20 protein-coding genes and 1 riboswitch are annotated in these 17,986 nt (G+C 36.7%); of the genes, 12 read left to right on the top strand and 8 right to left on the bottom strand.

Translation table 11 applies throughout. The features are described from left to right. Nucleotides 1-3 precede the first annotated feature (3 nt). The 3 genes from A5821_RS05205 to A5821_RS05195 form a co-directional block, all read right to left on the bottom strand. A complete protein-coding gene (locus A5821_RS05205) occupies nt 4-432 on the bottom strand; it encodes a GNAT family N-acetyltransferase (protein WP_086313530.1) in 429 nt (142 codons plus the stop codon). A gap of 89 nt (nt 433-521) precedes the next feature. Continuing rightward, nucleotides 522-998: a threonine/serine exporter family protein gene (locus A5821_RS05200; protein WP_086313529.1), complete on the bottom strand. Its 477-nt coding sequence runs from the start codon at nt 996-998 to the stop codon at nt 522-524. A gap of 41 nt (nt 999-1,039) precedes the next feature. Beyond that, a complete protein-coding gene (locus A5821_RS05195; RefSeq protein ID WP_086313528.1) occupies nt 1,040-1,792 on the bottom strand; it encodes a threonine/serine exporter family protein in 753 nt (250 codons plus the stop codon). A 230-nt stretch (nt 1,793-2,022) separates the two neighbouring features. On the opposite strand from A5821_RS05195, the gene A5821_RS05190 reads away from it, so the two are divergent. The 6 genes from A5821_RS05190 to argF all read left to right on the top strand — a co-directional run bounded on the left by A5821_RS05190 (nt 2,023) and on the right by argF (nt 7,479). Beyond that, the gene (locus A5821_RS05190; protein ID WP_086313527.1) at nt 2,023-2,721 is read left to right on the top strand and encodes a DUF554 domain-containing protein; all 699 of its coding nucleotides are present in this window, start codon (nt 2,023-2,025) and stop codon (nt 2,719-2,721) included. A 90-nt stretch (nt 2,722-2,811) separates the two neighbouring features. Further along, nucleotides 2,812-3,201 carry a GyrI-like domain-containing protein gene (locus A5821_RS05185; protein ID WP_086313526.1) on the top strand — a complete coding sequence of 130 codons (390 nt, stop codon included), beginning with the start codon at nt 2,812-2,814 and terminating at the stop codon, nt 3,199-3,201. A 239-nt stretch (nt 3,202-3,440) separates the two neighbouring features. After that, a complete protein-coding gene (argC, locus tag A5821_RS05180) occupies nt 3,441-4,472 on the top strand; it encodes an N-acetyl-gamma-glutamyl-phosphate reductase (RefSeq protein WP_086313525.1) in 1,032 nt (343 codons plus the stop codon). 62 nt (nt 4,473-4,534) lie between these two features. Beyond that, a complete protein-coding gene (argB, locus tag A5821_RS05175; RefSeq protein ID WP_086313524.1) occupies nt 4,535-5,287 on the top strand; it encodes an acetylglutamate kinase in 753 nt (250 codons plus the stop codon). After that, complete coding sequence (locus A5821_RS05170; RefSeq protein WP_086313523.1) at nt 5,284-6,450, top strand: acetylornithine transaminase; 1,167 nt, start codon at nt 5,284-5,286, stop codon at nt 6,448-6,450. The genes argB and A5821_RS05170 overlap by 4 nt, the downstream gene beginning before the upstream one ends. 93 nt (nt 6,451-6,543) lie before the next feature. Then, a complete protein-coding gene (argF, locus tag A5821_RS05165; protein WP_086313522.1) occupies nt 6,544-7,479 on the top strand; it encodes an ornithine carbamoyltransferase in 936 nt (311 codons plus the stop codon). A gap of 32 nt (nt 7,480-7,511) precedes the next feature. Here the strand turns inward: argF and A5821_RS05160 are convergent, their stop codons facing one another. Further along, nucleotides 7,512-8,135, bottom strand: coding sequence for a class I SAM-dependent methyltransferase (locus A5821_RS05160; RefSeq protein WP_086313521.1), 624 nt, complete (start codon nt 8,133-8,135; stop codon nt 7,512-7,514). A gap of 254 nt (nt 8,136-8,389) precedes the next feature. Here A5821_RS05160 and A5821_RS05155 point away from each other — a divergent pair, with 254 nt between their 5' ends. Genes A5821_RS05155 through A5821_RS05145 form a run of 3 tightly spaced genes read left to right on the top strand, consistent with a single transcriptional unit; the run spans nt 8,390 to nt 9,440 of the window. Next, entirely contained in the window at nt 8,390-8,659 is a 270-nt protein-coding gene (locus A5821_RS05155) for an IreB family regulatory phosphoprotein (protein WP_010760982.1), read from the top strand. After that, entirely contained in the window at nt 8,656-9,084 is a 429-nt protein-coding gene (gene ruvX / locus A5821_RS05150) for a Holliday junction resolvase RuvX (protein WP_086313520.1), read from the top strand. Before A5821_RS05155 ends, ruvX begins: the two co-directional genes overlap by 4 nt. A gap of 47 nt (nt 9,085-9,131) precedes the next feature. After that, nucleotides 9,132-9,440, top strand: a complete 309-nt coding sequence (locus A5821_RS05145; protein ID WP_010760984.1) for a DUF1292 domain-containing protein — start codon at nt 9,132-9,134, stop codon at nt 9,438-9,440. A 222-nt stretch (nt 9,441-9,662) separates the two neighbouring features. Here the strand turns inward: A5821_RS05145 and A5821_RS05140 are convergent, their stop codons facing one another. From A5821_RS05140 to A5821_RS05130, 3 genes are read right to left on the bottom strand one after another with little or no spacing between them, the layout of a single operon-like run. Further along, nucleotides 9,663-10,832 (bottom strand): FtsW/RodA/SpoVE family cell cycle protein, encoded by a 1,170-nt coding sequence (locus A5821_RS05140; protein WP_086313519.1) that lies wholly within the window; start codon nt 10,830-10,832, stop codon nt 9,663-9,665. After that, a complete protein-coding gene (locus A5821_RS05135) occupies nt 10,829-12,010 on the bottom strand; it encodes an FtsW/RodA/SpoVE family cell cycle protein (protein WP_086313518.1) in 1,182 nt (393 codons plus the stop codon). Before A5821_RS05135 ends, A5821_RS05140 begins: the two co-directional genes overlap by 4 nt. Next, nucleotides 12,007-12,933, bottom strand: a complete 927-nt coding sequence (locus tag A5821_RS05130; RefSeq protein WP_086313517.1) for an LCP family protein — start codon at nt 12,931-12,933, stop codon at nt 12,007-12,009. The genes A5821_RS05135 and A5821_RS05130 overlap by 4 nt, the downstream gene beginning before the upstream one ends. 290 nt (nt 12,934-13,223) lie before the next feature. After that, a riboswitch (M-box (ykoK) riboswitch) is annotated at nt 13,224-13,393 on the bottom strand. A 418-nt stretch (nt 13,394-13,811) separates the two neighbouring features. On the opposite strand from A5821_RS05130, the gene alsS reads away from it, so the two are divergent. Further along, complete coding sequence (alsS, locus tag A5821_RS05125) at nt 13,812-15,476, top strand: acetolactate synthase AlsS (protein ID WP_086313516.1); 1,665 nt, start codon at nt 13,812-13,814, stop codon at nt 15,474-15,476. Between the two features lie 13 nt (nt 15,477-15,489). Continuing rightward, a complete protein-coding gene (gene budA / locus A5821_RS05120; RefSeq protein WP_086313515.1) occupies nt 15,490-16,203 on the top strand; it encodes an acetolactate decarboxylase in 714 nt (237 codons plus the stop codon). Between the two features lie 43 nt (nt 16,204-16,246). Here budA and rnhC read toward each other — a convergent pair whose 3' ends face one another. After that, nucleotides 16,247-17,176, bottom strand: coding sequence for a ribonuclease HIII (gene rnhC, locus A5821_RS05115; protein ID WP_086313514.1), 930 nt, complete (start codon nt 17,174-17,176; stop codon nt 16,247-16,249). 321 nt (nt 17,177-17,497) lie between these two features. On the opposite strand from rnhC, the gene rimP reads away from it, so the two are divergent. Then, complete coding sequence (gene rimP, locus A5821_RS05110; protein WP_086313513.1) at nt 17,498-17,971, top strand: ribosome maturation factor RimP; 474 nt, start codon at nt 17,498-17,500, stop codon at nt 17,969-17,971. The last annotated feature ends 15 nt before the right edge of the window (nt 17,972-17,986 follow it).

The following is a 17,986-nucleotide window of genomic DNA, read 5'->3' as shown; positions in this document are numbered from 1 at the left end:
TTATTATTTTTTCCAAAGAAGCTGATATTCTATCTCGCCAGTATTATCGGTTTGTTGATTGATTTGTTGAAATCCTTGTTTTTTATAAAAATTTACAGCCTTCTGATTTTTAGCGTAAACAGAAAGGGTCAACTCGTCATGGACCTGTTTTGCTTCGTCTAAAAGCTTTTGACCGATTCCTAGATTTCGATAGCCATTCAGGACAAAAATTCCAGCGATATAAGTATCATTCATGCCCAAAAAGCCAATTATTTTGTTTTTCTCACAATAAATATAGAGATCGGCTTTGGGTAATTCTTCTTTTACAAATTCAACGTTTTTTTGCCAATAGCTTTCTGGGATAAAAGGATGGGCCTCACAATTGGCTGTTAGCCAAATTTGTACTATTTCATCTAATTCAAATGATGTTAAGACATCGATTTTTTTAATCATGTTTCTGTTCCTTTCTTAAGTTAGTTCTTGAAAGAAAAGTGATTACACTCATCAACTCACCTCTTGACTATTTTAGTTAAAATTTATGATTACTTTTCCTGTTTCTTTCTAATCAAACTAACGATTTCACGCTTTTCTCTAAAGTTTCTGATGTTATGATTTAAGACCTCTGATAAAACGAGGCCTAAAGCAATGGCTCCAGCGATCATGATGGCTTGGACGGTAGAGTAAATAGCTGTTTCGTAATTACCAATGACTAAATTTCGTACCGCTTGATAGGCTAAGCCACCTGGAACCAAAGGAACCATGCCGGGGATATTAAAAATAGTGACAGGTAATTTTAATTTTCGTGAACAGATAAAGCTAACTGCGGCAACACTTAATGCACCCAGTAAGGAGCCTAAAGCGGCGTTACCACCTAATTGAATCACAAACCAATAAAACATCCAGCCAGATGCACCAGATAAGCCACAGGCAATCAATGATCGTCTGGGAACATTTGTAATGATAGCATATGCAGCCGATGCTAAAAAACTAAAAGAAAACTGAATCAGTAAAGTGGTCATTTGAGAACCTCCAAATTCTTAAAAATGCATAACGATCATGTCTAATAAAATAATTGAAAAACAAAAGCAATTGCAAAGCCGATCATAGAGGCAGTCATCATTGCCTCAGTACCTCTGGAAACACCTGAAAGATAATGTCCAGCAAGCAAGTCGCGTAAGGCATTCGTCATTTGAACTCCAGGAACTAAGGGCATGACACATCCTATAATAATCATATCCTGATTGATGCCTAACCCGATTTTACTGCTCAAAAGAGCCGCACACCCAATAAAGAAAGCAGCTAAAAACTCGGAGAGAAATTTGATTCGTAAGACTTTTAAACTGGAATAATACAGAATATAACCGCTCCCTCCGATCAAACAGGTCAAAAGCAGGTCATCCCAAACACCACCAAATAAAATCATGATCGTTCCGCTCACAACAGCAGCGCTGATGAATCTTAGCCATAAAGGAAAAAATTTCCGTTCTTGCTCTAAAGTTTTTAGTTCATCTAAAAGCTCATCCAAGGTGTAACGTCCAGTCACATATTCTCTGGACAGCTGATTGATTCTGGAAACTTTTTCTAAATTGATCGAGCGATTTAAAATTTGGACCATGCGAATCGTTGATGTCCCATCTAGACCAACGAAAAGACCGGTTTGCGTAACGTAACTGACTAGGCGATAATCTCCCGAAGCTAAAGCAATTCGACTCATGGTATCCTCTACTCGATACATCTCAGCATCGCTTTCCAACATGATTTTTCCAGCCAATAAACAAGTCTCCAAAACTTTTTCTATATCTATTGTTGTCATTTATTTTCCTCACTTTTAGGTTCTATCATCTTATCTATGATTAGTATAGTTGATTATGGTTGGAAAAAATAGCATGGAACAACAAAAATAAACATAAGAACCAATCATTATGCACAAATCATGATGTTTTGGTCCTTGTAGATTTTTCTAGAGCTTAAAATATCTCTTTCGCATTTCTTATCGTATAATAAGAAAAAGTATGAAAATATCTAAGGTTTGGGAGGAAAAAAATGATTTTATTGGGTTCATTGGTTAATGGATTAGCAATTATTTTTGGGAGTTTACTTGGCGCTGTTTTGCGTAATATCTCTGAACAGATGAAAGATACTGTAACGAAAGGTATTGGGCTGGGCGTTGTGGTATTAGGGGTTCAAATGGCTTTTAAAACTTCTTCATTTATTGTGATTTTGATTAGTTTATGTTTAGGGGCAATGCTAGGAGAACTGCTTGGGATTGAAGACAAAATGAACGATCTTGGCTTGAAGCTGGAAAAGCGTTTCGCAAAACCAGGTAGTAATTTTGCCGAAGGGTTTGTAACTGCGTCATTGATTTTTATGATTGGATCAATGGGAATTATTGGTGCTATAGAAAGTGGCGTAGCGAATAATCATCAAACGTTGTTTACAAAAGCTGTTATGGATGGTTTTTTGTCAATTATGTTGACAGCGACATTAGGCGTTGGTGTCCTTTTTTCTGCAGTACCCGTTTTTCTTTATCAAGGTATCATTGCTTTCCTTGCCAGCATTCTGATGCGTTATATTCCTAAAGAACTGTTGGATGTATTGATGATGGAAATAAGTGCAATCGGTGGTTTGATGATTTTAGGTATTGGGTTGAATATAATGGGAATCAGCAAAATCAGAGTATCTAATTTTCTGCCTGGTATTCTTATTTTGATTAGTATTGTTCTGGTACAGTTTTATTTATAATGAATAAACAAAATTAAGTTAAATGATGACAGACAGCTGTCATTATTTTTATGATAAGCTCACCTTTAGAAATGTAGAGGAGTGAATAAAATGACAATTAGAGTAACTGAAAAAATAATTAAAGGAAAGAAAATTCGCACGAACAATAACCATTTAGATGAAATTATTGCGTTGTGGAGTAACGTTGCGAAAATGAACTTAGAAGGTGAAGTCTTCGCTGTTTATTCAAACTATGAAAGCAACTTTAAAGGAGATTATGACTTATTAGTGGGAAATGAAAAGGCAGATTTTCCTGAGAATTCAGTTATTCTTGCTGGTGATTATTTAGAGATCCCAGTAGCCGTTGCTAGCCCCGAAGGTGTAGGTGAAGCTTGGCAAAAAATTTGGAAAGACGAAGTGATAGAAGCAAAACGTACTTATCTGACGGATGTGGAACATTACAAGGAAGATGGAACGATTGTGATTTATCTTTCTGTATAGTTCTTGGAATTTTAAGTAGAAGAAAAGTTGATCAAGGTCAGTAGAAAAGCGAATAATGCTTTTCTACTGACCTATTTTTATTCAAAATATGATGAATATTCCGTTTCCTTTTTTTTGCATAAATATTTATTTTGTTTGTATAAATTAATAAAAAACCGTTGACTTGTCTCGTGGGAAAACGTATAATATGAAAAACAACACATAGCTTGGTAAAATAAAAAAGAAAAGAAGTGAAGCTGATGAAGGTCTCGATTGTTGGTGTAACAGGCTATAGCGGATTGGAGCTTTTACGCTATCTTAGACAGCATCCACTTGTCGAAGTCGTTTCGATCCATAGTCATTCAATGAATAAAAAATCAATAGATGAAGTTTATCCACATTTACAGCAACTCATTACCTTACCTTTAGAAAAAATCGATCCAGAAGAAATAATGAAAAAAAGTGATTTAGTTTTTTTTGCGACTCCGTCGGGTATTTCAAAAGAGTTGGCAAAGTCTTTCGTTGAAGCTGAATTTCCTGTGATTGATTTATCTGGTGATTTTCGGTTAAAAGAACTTGGGGCGTATGAAACTTGGTATGGCTCTAGTGCAGCTCCGATGCATTTGATCCAAAAGTTTGATTATGGCTTAGCAGAGTATCGAGAAGTGCCACACTCAAAATGGATCACTAACCCTGGGTGCTACGCTACGGCTGCGGAGTTATCTTTAGCACCATTACTAAAAGAAGGTAAACTAAGCTTAGATTCTATCGTGATCGATGCTAAATCAGGTATTTCAGGTGCAGGTAAAGGGTTATCTCAAACAACTCATTTTTCAGAAACACATGATAATATGACCTTGTACAAAATGAATAGCCACCAACATATTCCTGAAATCGTGCAACAATTGAAAAAATGGGCACCTGCTCTTACAGCAGTTCAATTTTCAACATCATTGATTCCAGTGACTAGAGGGATTTTTCTAACAGCTTATGCTAAATTGACACAACCGATTTCTGACGAGGAATTGGTTCAACTCTATCAAGCACATTTTGAGCATAATACTTTTATAAGAGTTCAAGAAGTTGGGCATTATCCTGTACTTAAACAGGTGATTGGTTCAAATTATTGTGATATCGGACTTGCCTATAATACACAGACAAATATGGTCACGATTGTTACAGTCATTGATAATTTAGGCAAAGGTGCTGCAGGGCAAGCAATCCAAAATTTAAATATTTTTGCTGGATTTGATGAACGATGTGGATTAGATCAGTTGCCGATTTATCCATAAAAAAAGGAACAATCAAATAAAATACAAAACAGAACGTTTAAAACATAAAGGGAGCGACAAGCATGAAGAAGGTCATTGTTATAAAATTGGGTGGAGTAGCCAGTGATAACTTAACAAAAGCATTTTTTGAACAAGTCGATCGTTGGCAAAAAGAAGGGAAACAAGTCGTTATTGTTCACGGAGGCGGACATTATATTTCTGAAATGATGCAGCGCTTAAATGTACCTGTGGTGATTCAAGATGGACTACGTGTAACTACCGCTGAAACATTAAAGATCACTCAAATGGTTTTGATCGGTCAAGTGCAACCGATGATTACAGCTCATTTTCAACAGGAAGGCTTCTCAGTTGTAGGACTAAATGCATCTTGTGGTCAAATCATTACGGGATCATTTGTTGATGAACATAGATTAGGGGCAGTTGGGGAGGTCGAGCAAGTGGATACAGAATTATTAGAACACTTACTTAAAACGAAGCATATCCCAATCATTGCTCCACTAGGTTTGACAAAAACAGGTGAATGGCTGAACATCAACGCTGATCACGTTGCATGTAAAGTTGCGGAAGAATTACAAGCTGAAAAGCTCTATCTACTAACGGATGTTCCAGGAGTAAAAAAGGAAAATCAGTGGTTAAAAGAACTCTCCACTAGTGAAGTGCCTAAACTAAAGAGAGAAAAAATTATCAAAGGTGGGATGCTGCCTAAATTAGAAAGTGCTGTAGCAGCTATCAAAGGTGGCGTAAAGGAAGTTCATATCACCAATCAAATTCAACACGCTGGAACCATCATTAAATCCAAGGGGGTCTTTGTATGAGTTATTTATTTCCAAATTATCAAAGAAAAGAGTTGGAATTGATCAAAGGGTCTAAAAATGTACTGACAGATCAAACAGGGAACAACTACCTTGATTTTACTAGTGGTATTGGCGTAATGAATTTAGGGTACAATGATCCTGAATTGAATCAAGTATTGCTAGAGCAGTCTACTCTTTTATGGCATACCCCTAATTTATATGAAAATCAATTGCAAGAACAAGTCGCTGAAAAATTAGCAAATGAGAAAGAGTATATCAGCTATTTTTGTAACAGCGGGGCAGAAGCAAATGAAGCTGCAATCAAGCTAGCTCGCAAAGCAACAGGCAAAAGTAAAATAATTACATTTACGAATTCTTTTCATGGTCGAACGTATGGTGCAATGAGTGCCACTGGACAAAATAGTATTCATCAAGGATTTGCTCCGTTAGTACCAGATTTTATTTATTTACCCTTTAATGAGTTGGAGCCTTTGAAGGCTGAAATCAATCAGCAAACAGCAGCTGTCATGTTGGAGCTGATTCAAGGCGAAGGTGGTGTTGTACCAGCTGATGAGGAATGGATTCAAGCGGTTCAATCACTATGCCATGAGTTTGGTGCTTTATTGATCATCGATGAAATTCAAACAGGAATTGGACGAACGGGCACTTTTTATGCTTATGAAGGATATCAAATCGAGCCAGATATATTTACACTGGCTAAAGGTTTAGGGAATGGAATTCCTGTTGGTGCAATGCTTGGAAAGAAGACCTTGGCGAAAGCGTTTGGACCTGGCAGTCATGGCTCTACTTTTGGCGGAAATAAGTTGGCGATGTGCGTAGCATCTAGAGTAGTTGAGCGAATCAATCAGACAGAATTTTTGTTGGAAGTTCAGAAAAAAGGGCAGCTGTTAGCAGCTGGTTTAACACAGATAGCAGAAAAAAATAAGGTGATCAAAGCTATCCGGGGTAAAGGCCTTATGCTTGGTATTGAGTTTTCTGACACCAATACATTAAATCAAGTGATGGATTTATTGGAAGCAGAAGGGTTGCTGACTTTAAAGGCTGGACAAAATGTTTTGCGACTTTTACCACCATTAACGATTGAAGTAGAAGAAATCAAACAAGCTTTAGCGATAATAAGTAAGGTTTTAAGTAATAGGACATTACAGGGCAACGCTGAATAACGAAAAATAGAGTAAAATAAAAAGTGACGCAGCTAATTTTTCTTTCAAGGAGGGACAAGCTCGTTTAGATTACATAAAAAAGGAGAAAAATAAATGATAAATTCTATGTATGGCAAAAGTGTTTTAAACTTAACTGAGTTAACAAAAGATGAATTTATGGGGATCATTGAGTTAGCTGTTGCAATCAAAGCAAATCCTGAAGAGTATCGTGGCGTACTAGCCGGGAAAATATTAGCAATGATCTTTGAAAAAAACAGTACTCGAACACGTGTCTCTTTTGAGGCAGGAATCATTCAACTTGGAGGGCAAGCGATCGTATTAGATTCCAAGAGTACTCAAATGGGACGGGGAGAACCTGTGAAGGATACGGCTAAAGTCATGTCTAATTATGTGGATGCGATCATGATTCGTACCTATTCAGACCAGATGGTGGCCGAGTTAGCGGCTGAAGCATCCATTCCTGTGATCAATGGTCTAACAGACAACCATCATCCATGCCAGATACTTGCGGATTTTCAAACAATTTATGAACAAAAAGGGAAACTAGAAGGAATCAAATTAACCTATATCGGTGATGGAAACAATATGGCGCATTCATTTTTGATTGGCGGAAGTTTGGTTGGGATGGATGTAAGCATCGCAACACCAAAAGGATATGAACCGAAAGAAGAGTTTGTGAAGCTTGCCAAAGAAAACGCAAAAGTAAGTGGCAGTGTCATTGAAATCTCGAACGAACCAGATCAAGCAGCGAAAAATGCTGACGTTTTAGTAACAGATGTATGGGCAAGTATGGGAGATGAATCAGAACAAAAAGAACGAGAAAAAGTATTCAAATCATTTCAAGTCAATGAGCAAATAGCTGCTCAGGCAAAAAAAGATTATCTATTCTTACATTGCCTACCTGCACATAGGGGAGAAGAGGTCGCAGCTGACATTATCGATGGTGTACATTCTGCTATTTATGAAGAAGCTGGTAATCGTCTTCATGCTCAAAAAGCACTGATGGTCAAGGTGCTAACTAATCTATAAAAAGTAAAATGATGTGAAGCGATTGTTTCACATCATTTTACTTTTTGAAAAACAAACATAGACCATTGATTTGTTTTATGGTGAGCGTAAGGTAAAAATCCTCGATCAGACATATAAGTTTGAAATGAGTCTATTTTTTTGAATTCAGGTAAAAAGTAGTTGATTTTTGCTGTTTCGCAGGCGAACACAACAAGGCCGTTTTGTTTAAGAATACGATGGATTTCACGTGAAGCTTTGTCTAGATCATCCCAGTGAAAATGAGTTTGAAATGCTGTTACAAGATCAAATGTTTCAGGCTGAAAAGCCATTGTATGAACATCCATTGTTTCAAAGTGAAGCCTTTCGTTTGGATACTTCTTTTTTGCTTGAATGATAGCGTCCTCAGAAAAGTCGATACCTGTTACTGATAATAAGTTTGCCTGCTGTAACAGATAAGCACTAGAGGCACCATTACCAACGCCAATATCTAAAATACTAATCTGATCATTCAAAGCCAAATTGCTCATTGTCCATTTCACTAAAGGGAGATACACACCATTCCAAAGACGCATCATCCATGTACCCAGAAATCCCGTCGGTTTTTTTGATTGCTTTAATAAAATTCGAAACAAACTGATCAATAACACAGTAATACTGCCGATAATCCAAACAAACATAAAAAAACCCCTTTATTTTGCACCCAATCTTTTAAACTAGTATACAATAAAAAACAACTAGTAGTAAAAATAGTGAGTAAGTCATCTTCATTTTGAGATCAAAACCAATTTATTTGCCTGATATTCCTCTGATTCTGATAAAATTAAAGGAAATCTTTAATATATGACAGAAAATGTTAAGTTTTGTTTGTAGTTTTGCCTTGTTTTTAGTAGAATGGATGTGTATGAATAGAATAAAAGTGAGGTGTAGATAAATGGGTTTTACAGATGAAACTGTACGTTTTGATTTTGATGACAGTCGTAAGAAGGAAGTAAGTGAGACTCTAGCTACTGTATACAAGGCTTTAGAGGAAAAAGGATATAATCCGATCAATCAGATTGTGGGCTATTTGCTTTCTGGAGACCCGGCCTACATTCCTCGTTATCAAGACGCTCGAAATTTGATTCGTCGTCACGAACGGGATGAGATCATGGAAGAGCTGGTTAAATATTACTTATCCGATCACGGAATCACTATTCGATGAGAGTAATGGGACTTGACGTCGGATCTAAGACAGTGGGAATCGCGGTAAGTGATCCATTTGGTTGGACGGCACAAGGTGTAGAGATCATTCGAATCAATGAAGAACAGGAAGAATTTGGCTTTGAACGTTTGGCAGAATTAGTCAAAGAATATGAAGTGACTCGTTTTGTTGTGGGATTACCAAAGAATATGAATAACTCGATTGGACCAAGAGCTGAAGCATCGATGGCTTATGGAAAAAAAATCGAAGACATGTTTCAACTCCCTGTTACGTATCAAGATGAACGTTTGACCACCGTTCAGGCAGAACGTATGTTAGTCGAACAAGCGAACACGTCTAGAGCGAAAAGAAAAAAAGTAATCGATAAAGTAGCTGCTGTCATGATTTTACAAAATTATTTAGATGGCGCTGGCAATAAAATTTAAACTAACTTGTTAAACAACAAGTATAAGATAAAAGGAGAGCAAGACAAATGGCAGAAGAACATAACCATGATCACGATCACGAAGGACATGAACATATTACGTTAGTTGATGAACAAGGAAACGAAACGTTATATGAGATTTTATTAACAGTTGACGGACAAGAAGAATTCGGTAAAAATTACGTACTTCTTTATCCTGCAGGTGTTCCAGAAGAAGAAGATGTTGAGTTGCAAGCTTATGCATACATCGAAAACAACGAAGGAACAGAAGGCGAATTACAACAAATCGAAACAGACGCTGAATGGGATATGATTGAAGAAGTATTCAATACGTTCATGGCGGAAGAAGAAGAATAGAAATTGAATGAGAGCTGAATCCTCGATATAAGAGGATTCAGCTTTTTCTTTTGTTTAGTGAATACCATCTGTTAAAAAATCAAGTGTTTTACTAGTGGATAACGGAGTTAGAATAAATTGGAAAGAAAAGGAGATAGCCGTTAATAAATAATAAAACGATGAAGCAACTTTTTAAAAGCTCACTTCATCGTTTTTTTTTTAATTCAAATAAATAGTCCCTAGCTAAATCTTCTCCTTCTGATAATACATCGAAAGAATCAACCCAACCCCAATAAAATTAGTCAAATAAGCTGTACCGCCCTGACTAATAAAAGGCAAAGGAATCCCCGTTAAAGGTAGCAAGCCAATATTAGACCCGATATTTTCAAGAATGTGAAACAAGAAATACATAATCACACCCGTCGTAATATACGCATAAAATTCACGTTTCGCATTTAGCGTACAGATCAGCATTTGATAAATTAGATAAAAGAATAACAGGATCAACGCACAAGTACCGACAAAACCATAAGCCTCACCAATTACAGTGAAAATCATATCAGATTCTCTAACAGGGACATAGATTTGTAAATTCGACAGACCTTTCCCCAACATCTCTCCAGACCCAATAGCAGTCAGACCGCGAGCTTGCTGAAATGAAATTGAATCCGCATATTCAAAAGGATTGAGCCAAGCATGGATCCGATTAAACTGATATGGCTGAAAATGAAGATAGGAAAGGATTGTTTGTCCTCGCTCAGTTAAAACCAACAAAATACCACTGACGCCAATTACACCTAAAATCCCAAAACCGACCGTTAAAATCTTCCAAGAGCAACCAGAAACAAGTACCATACCAAGAAAAATAGAAATAAAAACTAAACTTGTCCCAAAATCTTTTTGATAAAACATTAAAGCAAAAACAGGGAGGCTGACAAGTGATAATTCACCTAATAAGCGAAAATCTTCTTTTAAAGTTGAAGGATTCGACGATTTTTGTCTTCTTCTCGTAACAATATAGGCCAACATCAAAATATAGCCTAATTTCATGAATTCTGATGGCTGAAAGGAAATTGGCCCTATACGAATCCAACGTTTGGTACCTGTTGCGGCTGCCATTATTGGGTCATGAAATTTTATAAGTAAACTCATTACAAATAACGATAAACCGTAAAGAGCAGGAGTAAATTTCCATAAATATTTTATCGGAATGAACATTGTAGCAAACATTGTGACAATACCTAAAATAGTCCATAAAAGTTGTTTCCTCAATAAAGGTGCAACTGATTCAACAGAAGGATCTGCATGGAATGCACCGTACTGAGCAATGAAACCGACTAATATCAAAAGAAAGACAGGCAAGAGAAGGGCGTAATTCACTGGTTCGTTTTTGGTATTTAACATTTTTCTCATGCCATACCTCCCTGTTGCCTAGTGGTTTCTCTAATCTCTGTAGCGCGGGCATTCAAAGCGATGCCAAGCGTAATACTCAGTATCAGTAAGCTGGATCCACCATAACTGATGAAGGGGAAGGTCAATCCAGTCATTGGAATAAAACCTAACAAACTACCTACATTTACAGCGACTTGAAGTAAAAGTAACATCCCGCAACCAATATAAAGATAAGAATAATAAAGATTTTTTGATCTTATTGCAAGTAAGAATAAGTGAGCAACCATAAAGAATACTAAAAATAAAATCCCTAAAGAAAAAATCAAGCCCAACTCTTCGATACAAATAGCAAAAATAAAATCTGTATCAGGAGCTGGAAGGAAGCCTTTTTTCTGAATACTATTGCCTAATCCTAATCCCCAAAAACCGCCATTATGCATAGCATAGTAGGCATTTGACGTTTGAAATCCTTTACCAGTTGGATCGATAAAAGGGTTTTGCATCACTTCAAAACGTGTCACTAAATACCCGAATTTTTGTGGCATCCAATTGGTTGGAATCGACAATAAAAGAACTGTTCCTAACCGTTTTATCGCAACAAAACCAATTAAAGCTATCGACATAAACCAAGGAGAAAGTCCACTAGATAAAAACAAGACTAAAACAAGAATGAAAATCATTGATGCTCCAGCGATATTCGGCTGCAAAGCCACAAAAAACATAAAGAAAATAGCGACCAGCAGTGAGCGTTTATGATCCTTGAATCTAAATGGGACAAGTGTGTCCGTTTTAGCTAAATTGGAAGCCAAATAAAGAACGATTACTAAAGGAACTAACTCAGATGGTTGAAACAAAAGCACCCCCAAGTTTATCCAACGCTTGGCGCCACCAACACTGGTCCCTATAAACGGTAAAGCGATAATGGATAGGAAGGTCATGGTCAAAATAAAATACATCATTTTAGGTTTACGAAGAACCGCCAAGTTAATTCGATAAACAAAACTCATACAAACGATACTAAAAAGAAAATACATGGTTTGCTTAATTGCTTTACTAGAAGTTCCAAGATCACTATCTAATAGTTGATAAGAACTTGAACTATAGACCATTAGAATGCCAATGACGCATAAGATAAAATAAGGGATCAGAATATAAAAGTCTAAATAATGCATCTTTGAGAATCTTTTCATTTGTTTCATTTTGCAGCTCCATCACTCAAGAAGCTATGAATGGCTTCTTGGTTTTGTTTCTCGTCTATTTCTAATACACTGCCTGCATCAGTGTAATCGTTAAATGACCAGCTCCCTTTAACTGGTACAGATAATGTTTCAAGACTTTTTACGTTCCCTGTTAGAAAATCTTTTGCCAAGTCTACTAGAAGGTCAGTAGGAATATTTGTATCTAAGTAACCGACAGCTTCACCAGCAATTTTTGGAAGTTGTAAGAAGGAAACGGCATCTTTAGATTGTTTTGCCAGGGCGTCCATGACCTGTTGTTGTCTTCTTACACGACCAAAGTCACCTTCTTCGTCCATTCTAAAACGAGCATACTGTAACAATGTATTGCCATCCATAGTTTGTTTGCCTTTTTTGATGTCGACATTGTCTAAATTGATATCTTTTTCCGCATCAATCTCAATCCCTTTTGGATAAAGCTCATTGATCAATCGAATAAAATTATTAAAATCAGCTGAAATATAATAATTGATTGGTAATCCAAAAGAGTCATTGAGGACTTTTCTAGTTAATTCTGCTCCACCATATGCATAAGCTGCATTGATTTTTTCTAATCCATGACCAGGTATTGATACATAAGAATCTCTCATGATTGAGACTAATTTGGGTTGTTTAGTTTCACTATTATAGTGGGCGACCATCAAAGTATCTGCGCGTCCGCCATCTTCATCATCTTCACGACCATCATCACCAATTAACATAATTGTGATTTCTTTCATATTTGTCTGTTGATCACCAGAAAAATTAGTATTTTTGCTCTTGTTCACTTGAGATTGAGCTATTTTTTTCCCGTTATGAAAATTGATTGCCGTGTAACTCCCGATTCCTGTAAAAATCAAGAGAACAAAAAGAATCATACAAATTAAAAATTTCATTCCTGTTTTCATTTTTTATTCCTCGCTAATCATTTTAATTGATCATCAAATAAAGTTTGGCTTTAGGAATTGATTTAGATGGGGGATAAAAAGTCTATTTACTAAAAATAATGAATCACAGTAAATTCGAAATAAAAGAAGAATCTCTATACCATATCATTATGAAGAGACATTTTCTTCTTCGATTTGTAGATCCACCTCCAAAAAATTAAGAATTCTGTCAACATTATTTATCAAAACAAAAAACCTCCGCTTAGAATAACTCAGCGAAGGGGGATTGATTTCAGCACAAATAGGGCTTTTCATCATTCTCATCGTTGAGTTTTAGCACTATGAAACGTAAAAAGCAGAGCTTTTAGCTACTTTGTGAAAAGCCTTAATTCGACAATTCCTGTCCTACCCATTACTGTCTTTCGACATTTTTGAGCAGTAGCCTGTGTTTCCATAGGAGCCTCACCTAACAAGTTATTCAGATCGCTCTAAATATAGTGAATATCACTAGTAAAGTCAACTAGATAAGTATTAAGTTTTTCATAATAAGTCTAGTCCTGGATAGAGTAACGATTTTTGATCGATCGTTGAACTAGTAGGGAAACAAGCGTTGGAAAACTCGTCGATTTATACGTTTAGCCTAAATATTTTCTTTATTTTTTCTTAAACTTATATTGATATGGAGAATAAGTAAACAAGGAATATAAAAAATTGATTACAGTTTTATTTTAGCAAACAAATCATTAAACAAATAAAAGATCGCATGCTATAATAACGAAGTGATACAGGTTGATTAACTGTACTATTGTGATGGACGATTTTGTATTTTTTTTAATATTCACCCTTTTGTATAAGTGGTTTTGAAATTATGTAACATTATTTGAAAGGTAGTGTAACAGATGGTGGAAAAAAGTAGAAATGGTGCTGAAGTGATTGTAGAAAGTTTAAAAAATCATCATGTCGATTATGTATTTGGGATTCCAGGAGCAAAAATTGACGGTTTGTTTGATGCTTTAGTCGATGATGGACCTGAATTGATAGTAACGCGTCATGAGCAAAATGCTGCCTTTATGGCGGCAGCTGTGGGACGATTGACTGGAAATCCAGGAGTAGTAGTTGCGACAAGCGGTCCAGGTGCAAGTAATTTAGCAACTGGATTAGTTACGGCTACGGCAGAAGGTGATCCGGTATTGGCAATAGGCGGTCAAGTGAAACGTAGAGATTTACTAAAATTAACGCATCAAAGTATGAATAATGCTGCTTTATTTGAACCGATCACTAAGTACAGTGCGGAAATTCAAGATCCAGAGACTATTTCGGAAGTTCTAGCAAATGCTTACCGATTGGCAAAGTCTTCGAAAAAAGGAGCTAGTTTTATCAGTATTCCTCAAGATGTTGTCGATGGCGCAGTAAAATCCGTAGGCATCAAACCTTTGAGTGATCCAAAAATTGGTTCAGCTTCATCAGAGGATATTCAATATCTTTCAAAATTAATTCAAGCAGCAGAGTTGCCTGTATTGCTTATTGGGATGAGAGCCTCTACAGATAAAGAAGCTAAAGCGATCCGTGCAATCGTTGAGAAGACCAAAATCCCAGTTGTTGAAACGTTTCAAGCAGCGGGCGTGATTTCTAGAGAATTAGAGGACCATTTCTTTGGACGAATCGGATTATTCCGTAACCAACCAGGTGACATGTTGTTAAAACGTAGTGACTTAGTCATTGCTGTGGGATATGATCCAATTGAGTATGAGGCTAGAAATTGGAATGCTGAAGGAGAGGCAAAAATCATCGTGATCGATGATACTCCAGCTGAAATCGACCAATACTTCCAGCCCGAACGAGAGTTGATTGGGGATATTGCAGAAACATTAACAGTGCTTTTGCCTAGTATTGAAGCTAAAATAGTATCAGAGAAAGCGATCGATTATTTAAATACATTACATGAACGATTAGTGGAACGGGATGATGTGAAAGAACGAGTAGACAATGGTTTGCTGCACCCTTTGGAGGTCATTGAAACACTGCAAAGTATTGTCACTGATGAAATGACGGTCACTGTTGACGTGGGCAGCCACTATATTTGGATGGCGCGTCATTTTAGAAGTTATCAACCACGACATTTACTTTTTAGCAATGGTATGCAAACACTAGGGGTGGCGCTGCCTTGGGCTGTTTCAGCGGCACTGGTTCGTCCAAATACACAAATAGTATCAGTTTCTGGTGATGGTGGATTCTTGTTTTCAGCTCAAGATCTTGAAACAGCTGTGCGTAAAAAGTTGAATATCATTCATTTGATTTGGAATGATGGACGTTACAACATGGTCGAATTTCAAGAACAGCTAAAATATCATAGAGTTTCTGGTGTTGATTTTGGACCGGTTGATTTTGTGAAATACGCTGAAGCATTTGGTGCAACAGGGGTAAGAGTCAAGAATGTAGAAGAGTTGAGGGCAGCTATTTTAACTGGAATCAAAACGGAAGGTCCGGTAGTTATTGATATTCCAATTGATTATCAAGACAATGAAAAACTTGGTGAAACAATTTTGCCAGATCAGTTTTATTAGAAGGGTGAGAATAATGACAAAAGAAGCAGTCTTATATCAGCACGGGACATTGGGAGCTTTAATGGCAGGCTTGATGGATGGTACTGAAACAATTGCTAATATTTTGAAAAGAGGTGATTTTGGCATTGGCACATTATCTGGTCTAGATGGCGAATTGATTATTTTAAATGGGAAAGCCTATCAAGGCAGAGAAGATGGCGCGCTGATTGTGATAGATGAGCAACAGGAAACGCCATATGCTGCCGTGACTACTTTTAAACCGGTCATTACTTTTTCGGTGAACAAGATTGTATCTAATTTTGATATCAATAGATTGGTCCGTGAGCATTTGAAGAGTGAAAATCTTTTTCATGCAATCAAAATTCATGGTCAGTTCAAAAAAGTCCATATTCGCGCGATGCCTAAGCAAGAAAAACCTTATAAACGTTTAGTTGAAGTGTCCAAAGAACAACCTGAATTTATTAAAGAAGATTTGGCAGGAACTGTTGTGGGCTTTTTTACACCTGAATTATTTCAAGGTGTTGCAGCGGCAGATTTTCATTTACATTTTATTGATGATGAGCAGACTTTTGGTGGACATTTAATGGATTTTGAGTTGGAGTCTGGGATAGTTGAAATTGAACCAATGGATTCCTTGTTGCAGCATTTTCCTAAAAATGATGAAACGTTTATTCACACAGCGATTGACTACGCTGATCTAGACAAAGAAATTCAAGAAGCAGAATAGCAAAACGCCTAAGACAGTATCTCAATTTGTCTTAGGCGTGTTTCTATTTAGCGGCTATTTTTTTTGCTTTTTCCGTATTTGCAAAATGAAGTTTTACGTATTTACTTAATAATTCCATTCCACCTTTAGCTAAAACTTTAGCAGCAATTTTATCGGAAACAGTTCCAGCCCCAGAAGGGACCTTCATGCCTAATTCTTTAGACTCTTTATCTAATTCTTCCAAAAAGGCCGCGCGACTAATAATTGAAGCTGCAGCAACTGCTACGTGGTATTGTTCACCTTTCGTGATAAAGTACAACTTTTCACTGACCTGATTTTGCTCACTTCGTACATATTTTCTGTAGTTTGCTTCAGGTGTAAACTGATCGATTAAAATCGCTTCGGGTTTGATTGGTGCGATCTCATTTAATAGTAAATGGATTGCTTGATTATGAAGTGCGACTTTCATATGAACAGCATTGTACTTAGGTTGAATCTGATTGTATTTTTCTGGTTCAACAATTAGTAATCTATATGGAATCAATTCTTTGATGACTTTTGAAAGTTCTATGATTTGAGGATCGGTAAGTTCCTTCGAATCTCTTACACCAAGAGCTTTCAATTTTGTGACCATTGTTTTATCAACATAGGCTGCGCAAACTGTCACTGGACCGAAATAACTACCATTGCCGACTTCATCGCTGCCTAAGACAGAAAGTTGGCTGAAATTAGCTGGAAGTGTGTTCGCCTTCTTTGAAGTGGTAGAGTTTGTTCCTTTGCTCTGGGTCGGGTTTCCCCATTTAGCAGCAGCGTTTTGCGCATCAGGCCCCTGAAACATGACTTTACCAGAAGTGTAGGCCGTGATCGTTATATTGCCAACTTTCGCAACGAATTCAGAATAAGGTACGTTCCTATTCAAAAGATTTCTCTCGTAAAAGGACTTCATTTTTTTTATATTCTCTTTGGTCACTTTGATTACTTGTATTTGAGACATGGTGGTGCTCCTTTCGAATCTTCTTATCTATAGTAAAACAAAAGAATGGAAAAGTGAAGTATGATTTCTTGTGAGAATCAGTTGAGGGGAATAGCGTTGTGAGAAAGCAAATTTGAGTTTTCAGAAAAACTATGGTAGAATACATTATAAGTAATGATACTAGTTTGAGTGAGCGGATTTCTGCTCACTCTTTTTAATGGGGTAACTTAAGAGGAAAGCAAGATGAAACGTTGATTTGTCTTGCTTTTCTATGATTTAACTGCATGGAGCGTCGTTTCTAAAAACTAGTGCGTTACATAAATCTCGAAGGAGGCGAAAATTTTGAGTAGTGTTGTGGAAACTGTTACCGAGTTAGTCACACCAATCTTAGAAAAACAAAATTTTGAACTTGTAGAAGTAGAGTTTGTCAAGGAAGGAAGAGACTGGTTTCTCCGTGTCTTTATTGATAAAGAAGGCGGTATCGATATCTTAGACTGTGCATTTGTTAGTGAGCAGCTAGATGAAAAGCTTGACGCTATGGATCCCGATCCGATTCCTCAAGCTTACTTTCTGGAAGTATCCTCTCCGGGAGCAGAACGTCCGTTGAAGAAAGAAAGCGACTATGAAAAAGCAGTTGGAGAATACATTCATATTTCACTTTATCAAACGATCGATGGTGAAAAACAATTTGAAGGTATTTTAAAAACACTTGATAAAGATCAGTTGACCTTGACAGTCAAAATCAAAACAAGAGTCAAAGACTATACATTCGAAAGAAAAAACATTGCAAAAGCTCGTTTAGCAATTCAGTTTTAATTAAGTAAACTATCA

The organism is Enterococcus sp. 7F3_DIV0205, assembly GCF_002141365.2.
GTDB classification, from domain to species: Bacteria; Bacillota; Bacilli; order Lactobacillales; family Enterococcaceae; genus Enterococcus_L; species Enterococcus_L palustris.
Note: the sequence above shows the minus strand (reverse complement) of the source record. Positions and strands in the feature narration are given on the sequence as shown.

Excerpts from the sequence above, each read along its gene's own strand:
- A5821_RS05195 (WP_086313528.1), bottom strand. The coding sequence starts at position 1,792 with ATGACAACAATAGATATAGAAAAAGTTTTGGAGACTTGTTTATTGGCT.
- argB (WP_086313524.1), top strand. The coding sequence starts at position 4,535 with ATGAAGAAGGTCATTGTTATAAAATTGGGTGGAGTAGCCAGTGATAAC.
- ruvX (WP_086313520.1), top strand. The coding sequence starts at position 8,656 with ATGAGAGTAATGGGACTTGACGTCGGATCTAAGACAGTGGGAATCGCG.
- A5821_RS05155 (WP_010760982.1), top strand. The coding sequence starts at position 8,390 with ATGGGTTTTACAGATGAAACTGTACGTTTTGATTTTGATGACAGTCGT.
- A5821_RS05140 (WP_086313519.1), bottom strand. The coding sequence starts at position 10,832 with ATGAGAAAAATGTTAAATACCAAAAACGAACCAGTGAATTACGCCCTT.
- A5821_RS05205 (WP_086313530.1), bottom strand. The coding sequence starts at position 432 with ATGATTAAAAAAATCGATGTCTTAACATCATTTGAATTAGATGAAATA.
- A5821_RS05185 (WP_086313526.1), top strand. The coding sequence starts at position 2,812 with ATGACAATTAGAGTAACTGAAAAAATAATTAAAGGAAAGAAAATTCGC.
- A5821_RS05200 (WP_086313529.1), bottom strand. The coding sequence starts at position 998 with ATGACCACTTTACTGATTCAGTTTTCTTTTAGTTTTTTAGCATCGGCT.
- argC (WP_086313525.1), top strand. The coding sequence starts at position 3,441 with ATGAAGGTCTCGATTGTTGGTGTAACAGGCTATAGCGGATTGGAGCTT.
- A5821_RS05190 (WP_086313527.1), top strand. The coding sequence starts at position 2,023 with ATGATTTTATTGGGTTCATTGGTTAATGGATTAGCAATTATTTTTGGG.
- A5821_RS05160 (WP_086313521.1), bottom strand. The coding sequence starts at position 8,135 with ATGTTTGTTTGGATTATCGGCAGTATTACTGTGTTATTGATCAGTTTG.
- A5821_RS05130 (WP_086313517.1), bottom strand. The coding sequence starts at position 12,933 with ATGAAAACAGGAATGAAATTTTTAATTTGTATGATTCTTTTTGTTCTC.
- A5821_RS05145 (WP_010760984.1), top strand. The coding sequence starts at position 9,132 with ATGGCAGAAGAACATAACCATGATCACGATCACGAAGGACATGAACAT.
- A5821_RS05170 (WP_086313523.1), top strand. The coding sequence starts at position 5,284 with ATGAGTTATTTATTTCCAAATTATCAAAGAAAAGAGTTGGAATTGATC.
- argF (WP_086313522.1), top strand. The coding sequence starts at position 6,544 with ATGATAAATTCTATGTATGGCAAAAGTGTTTTAAACTTAACTGAGTTA.
- budA (WP_086313515.1), top strand. The coding sequence starts at position 15,490 with ATGACAAAAGAAGCAGTCTTATATCAGCACGGGACATTGGGAGCTTTA.
- rnhC (WP_086313514.1), bottom strand. The coding sequence starts at position 17,176 with ATGTCTCAAATACAAGTAATCAAAGTGACCAAAGAGAATATAAAAAAA.
- A5821_RS05135 (WP_086313518.1), bottom strand. The coding sequence starts at position 12,010 with ATGAAACAAATGAAAAGATTCTCAAAGATGCATTATTTAGACTTTTAT.
- alsS (WP_086313516.1), top strand. The coding sequence starts at position 13,812 with ATGGTGGAAAAAAGTAGAAATGGTGCTGAAGTGATTGTAGAAAGTTTA.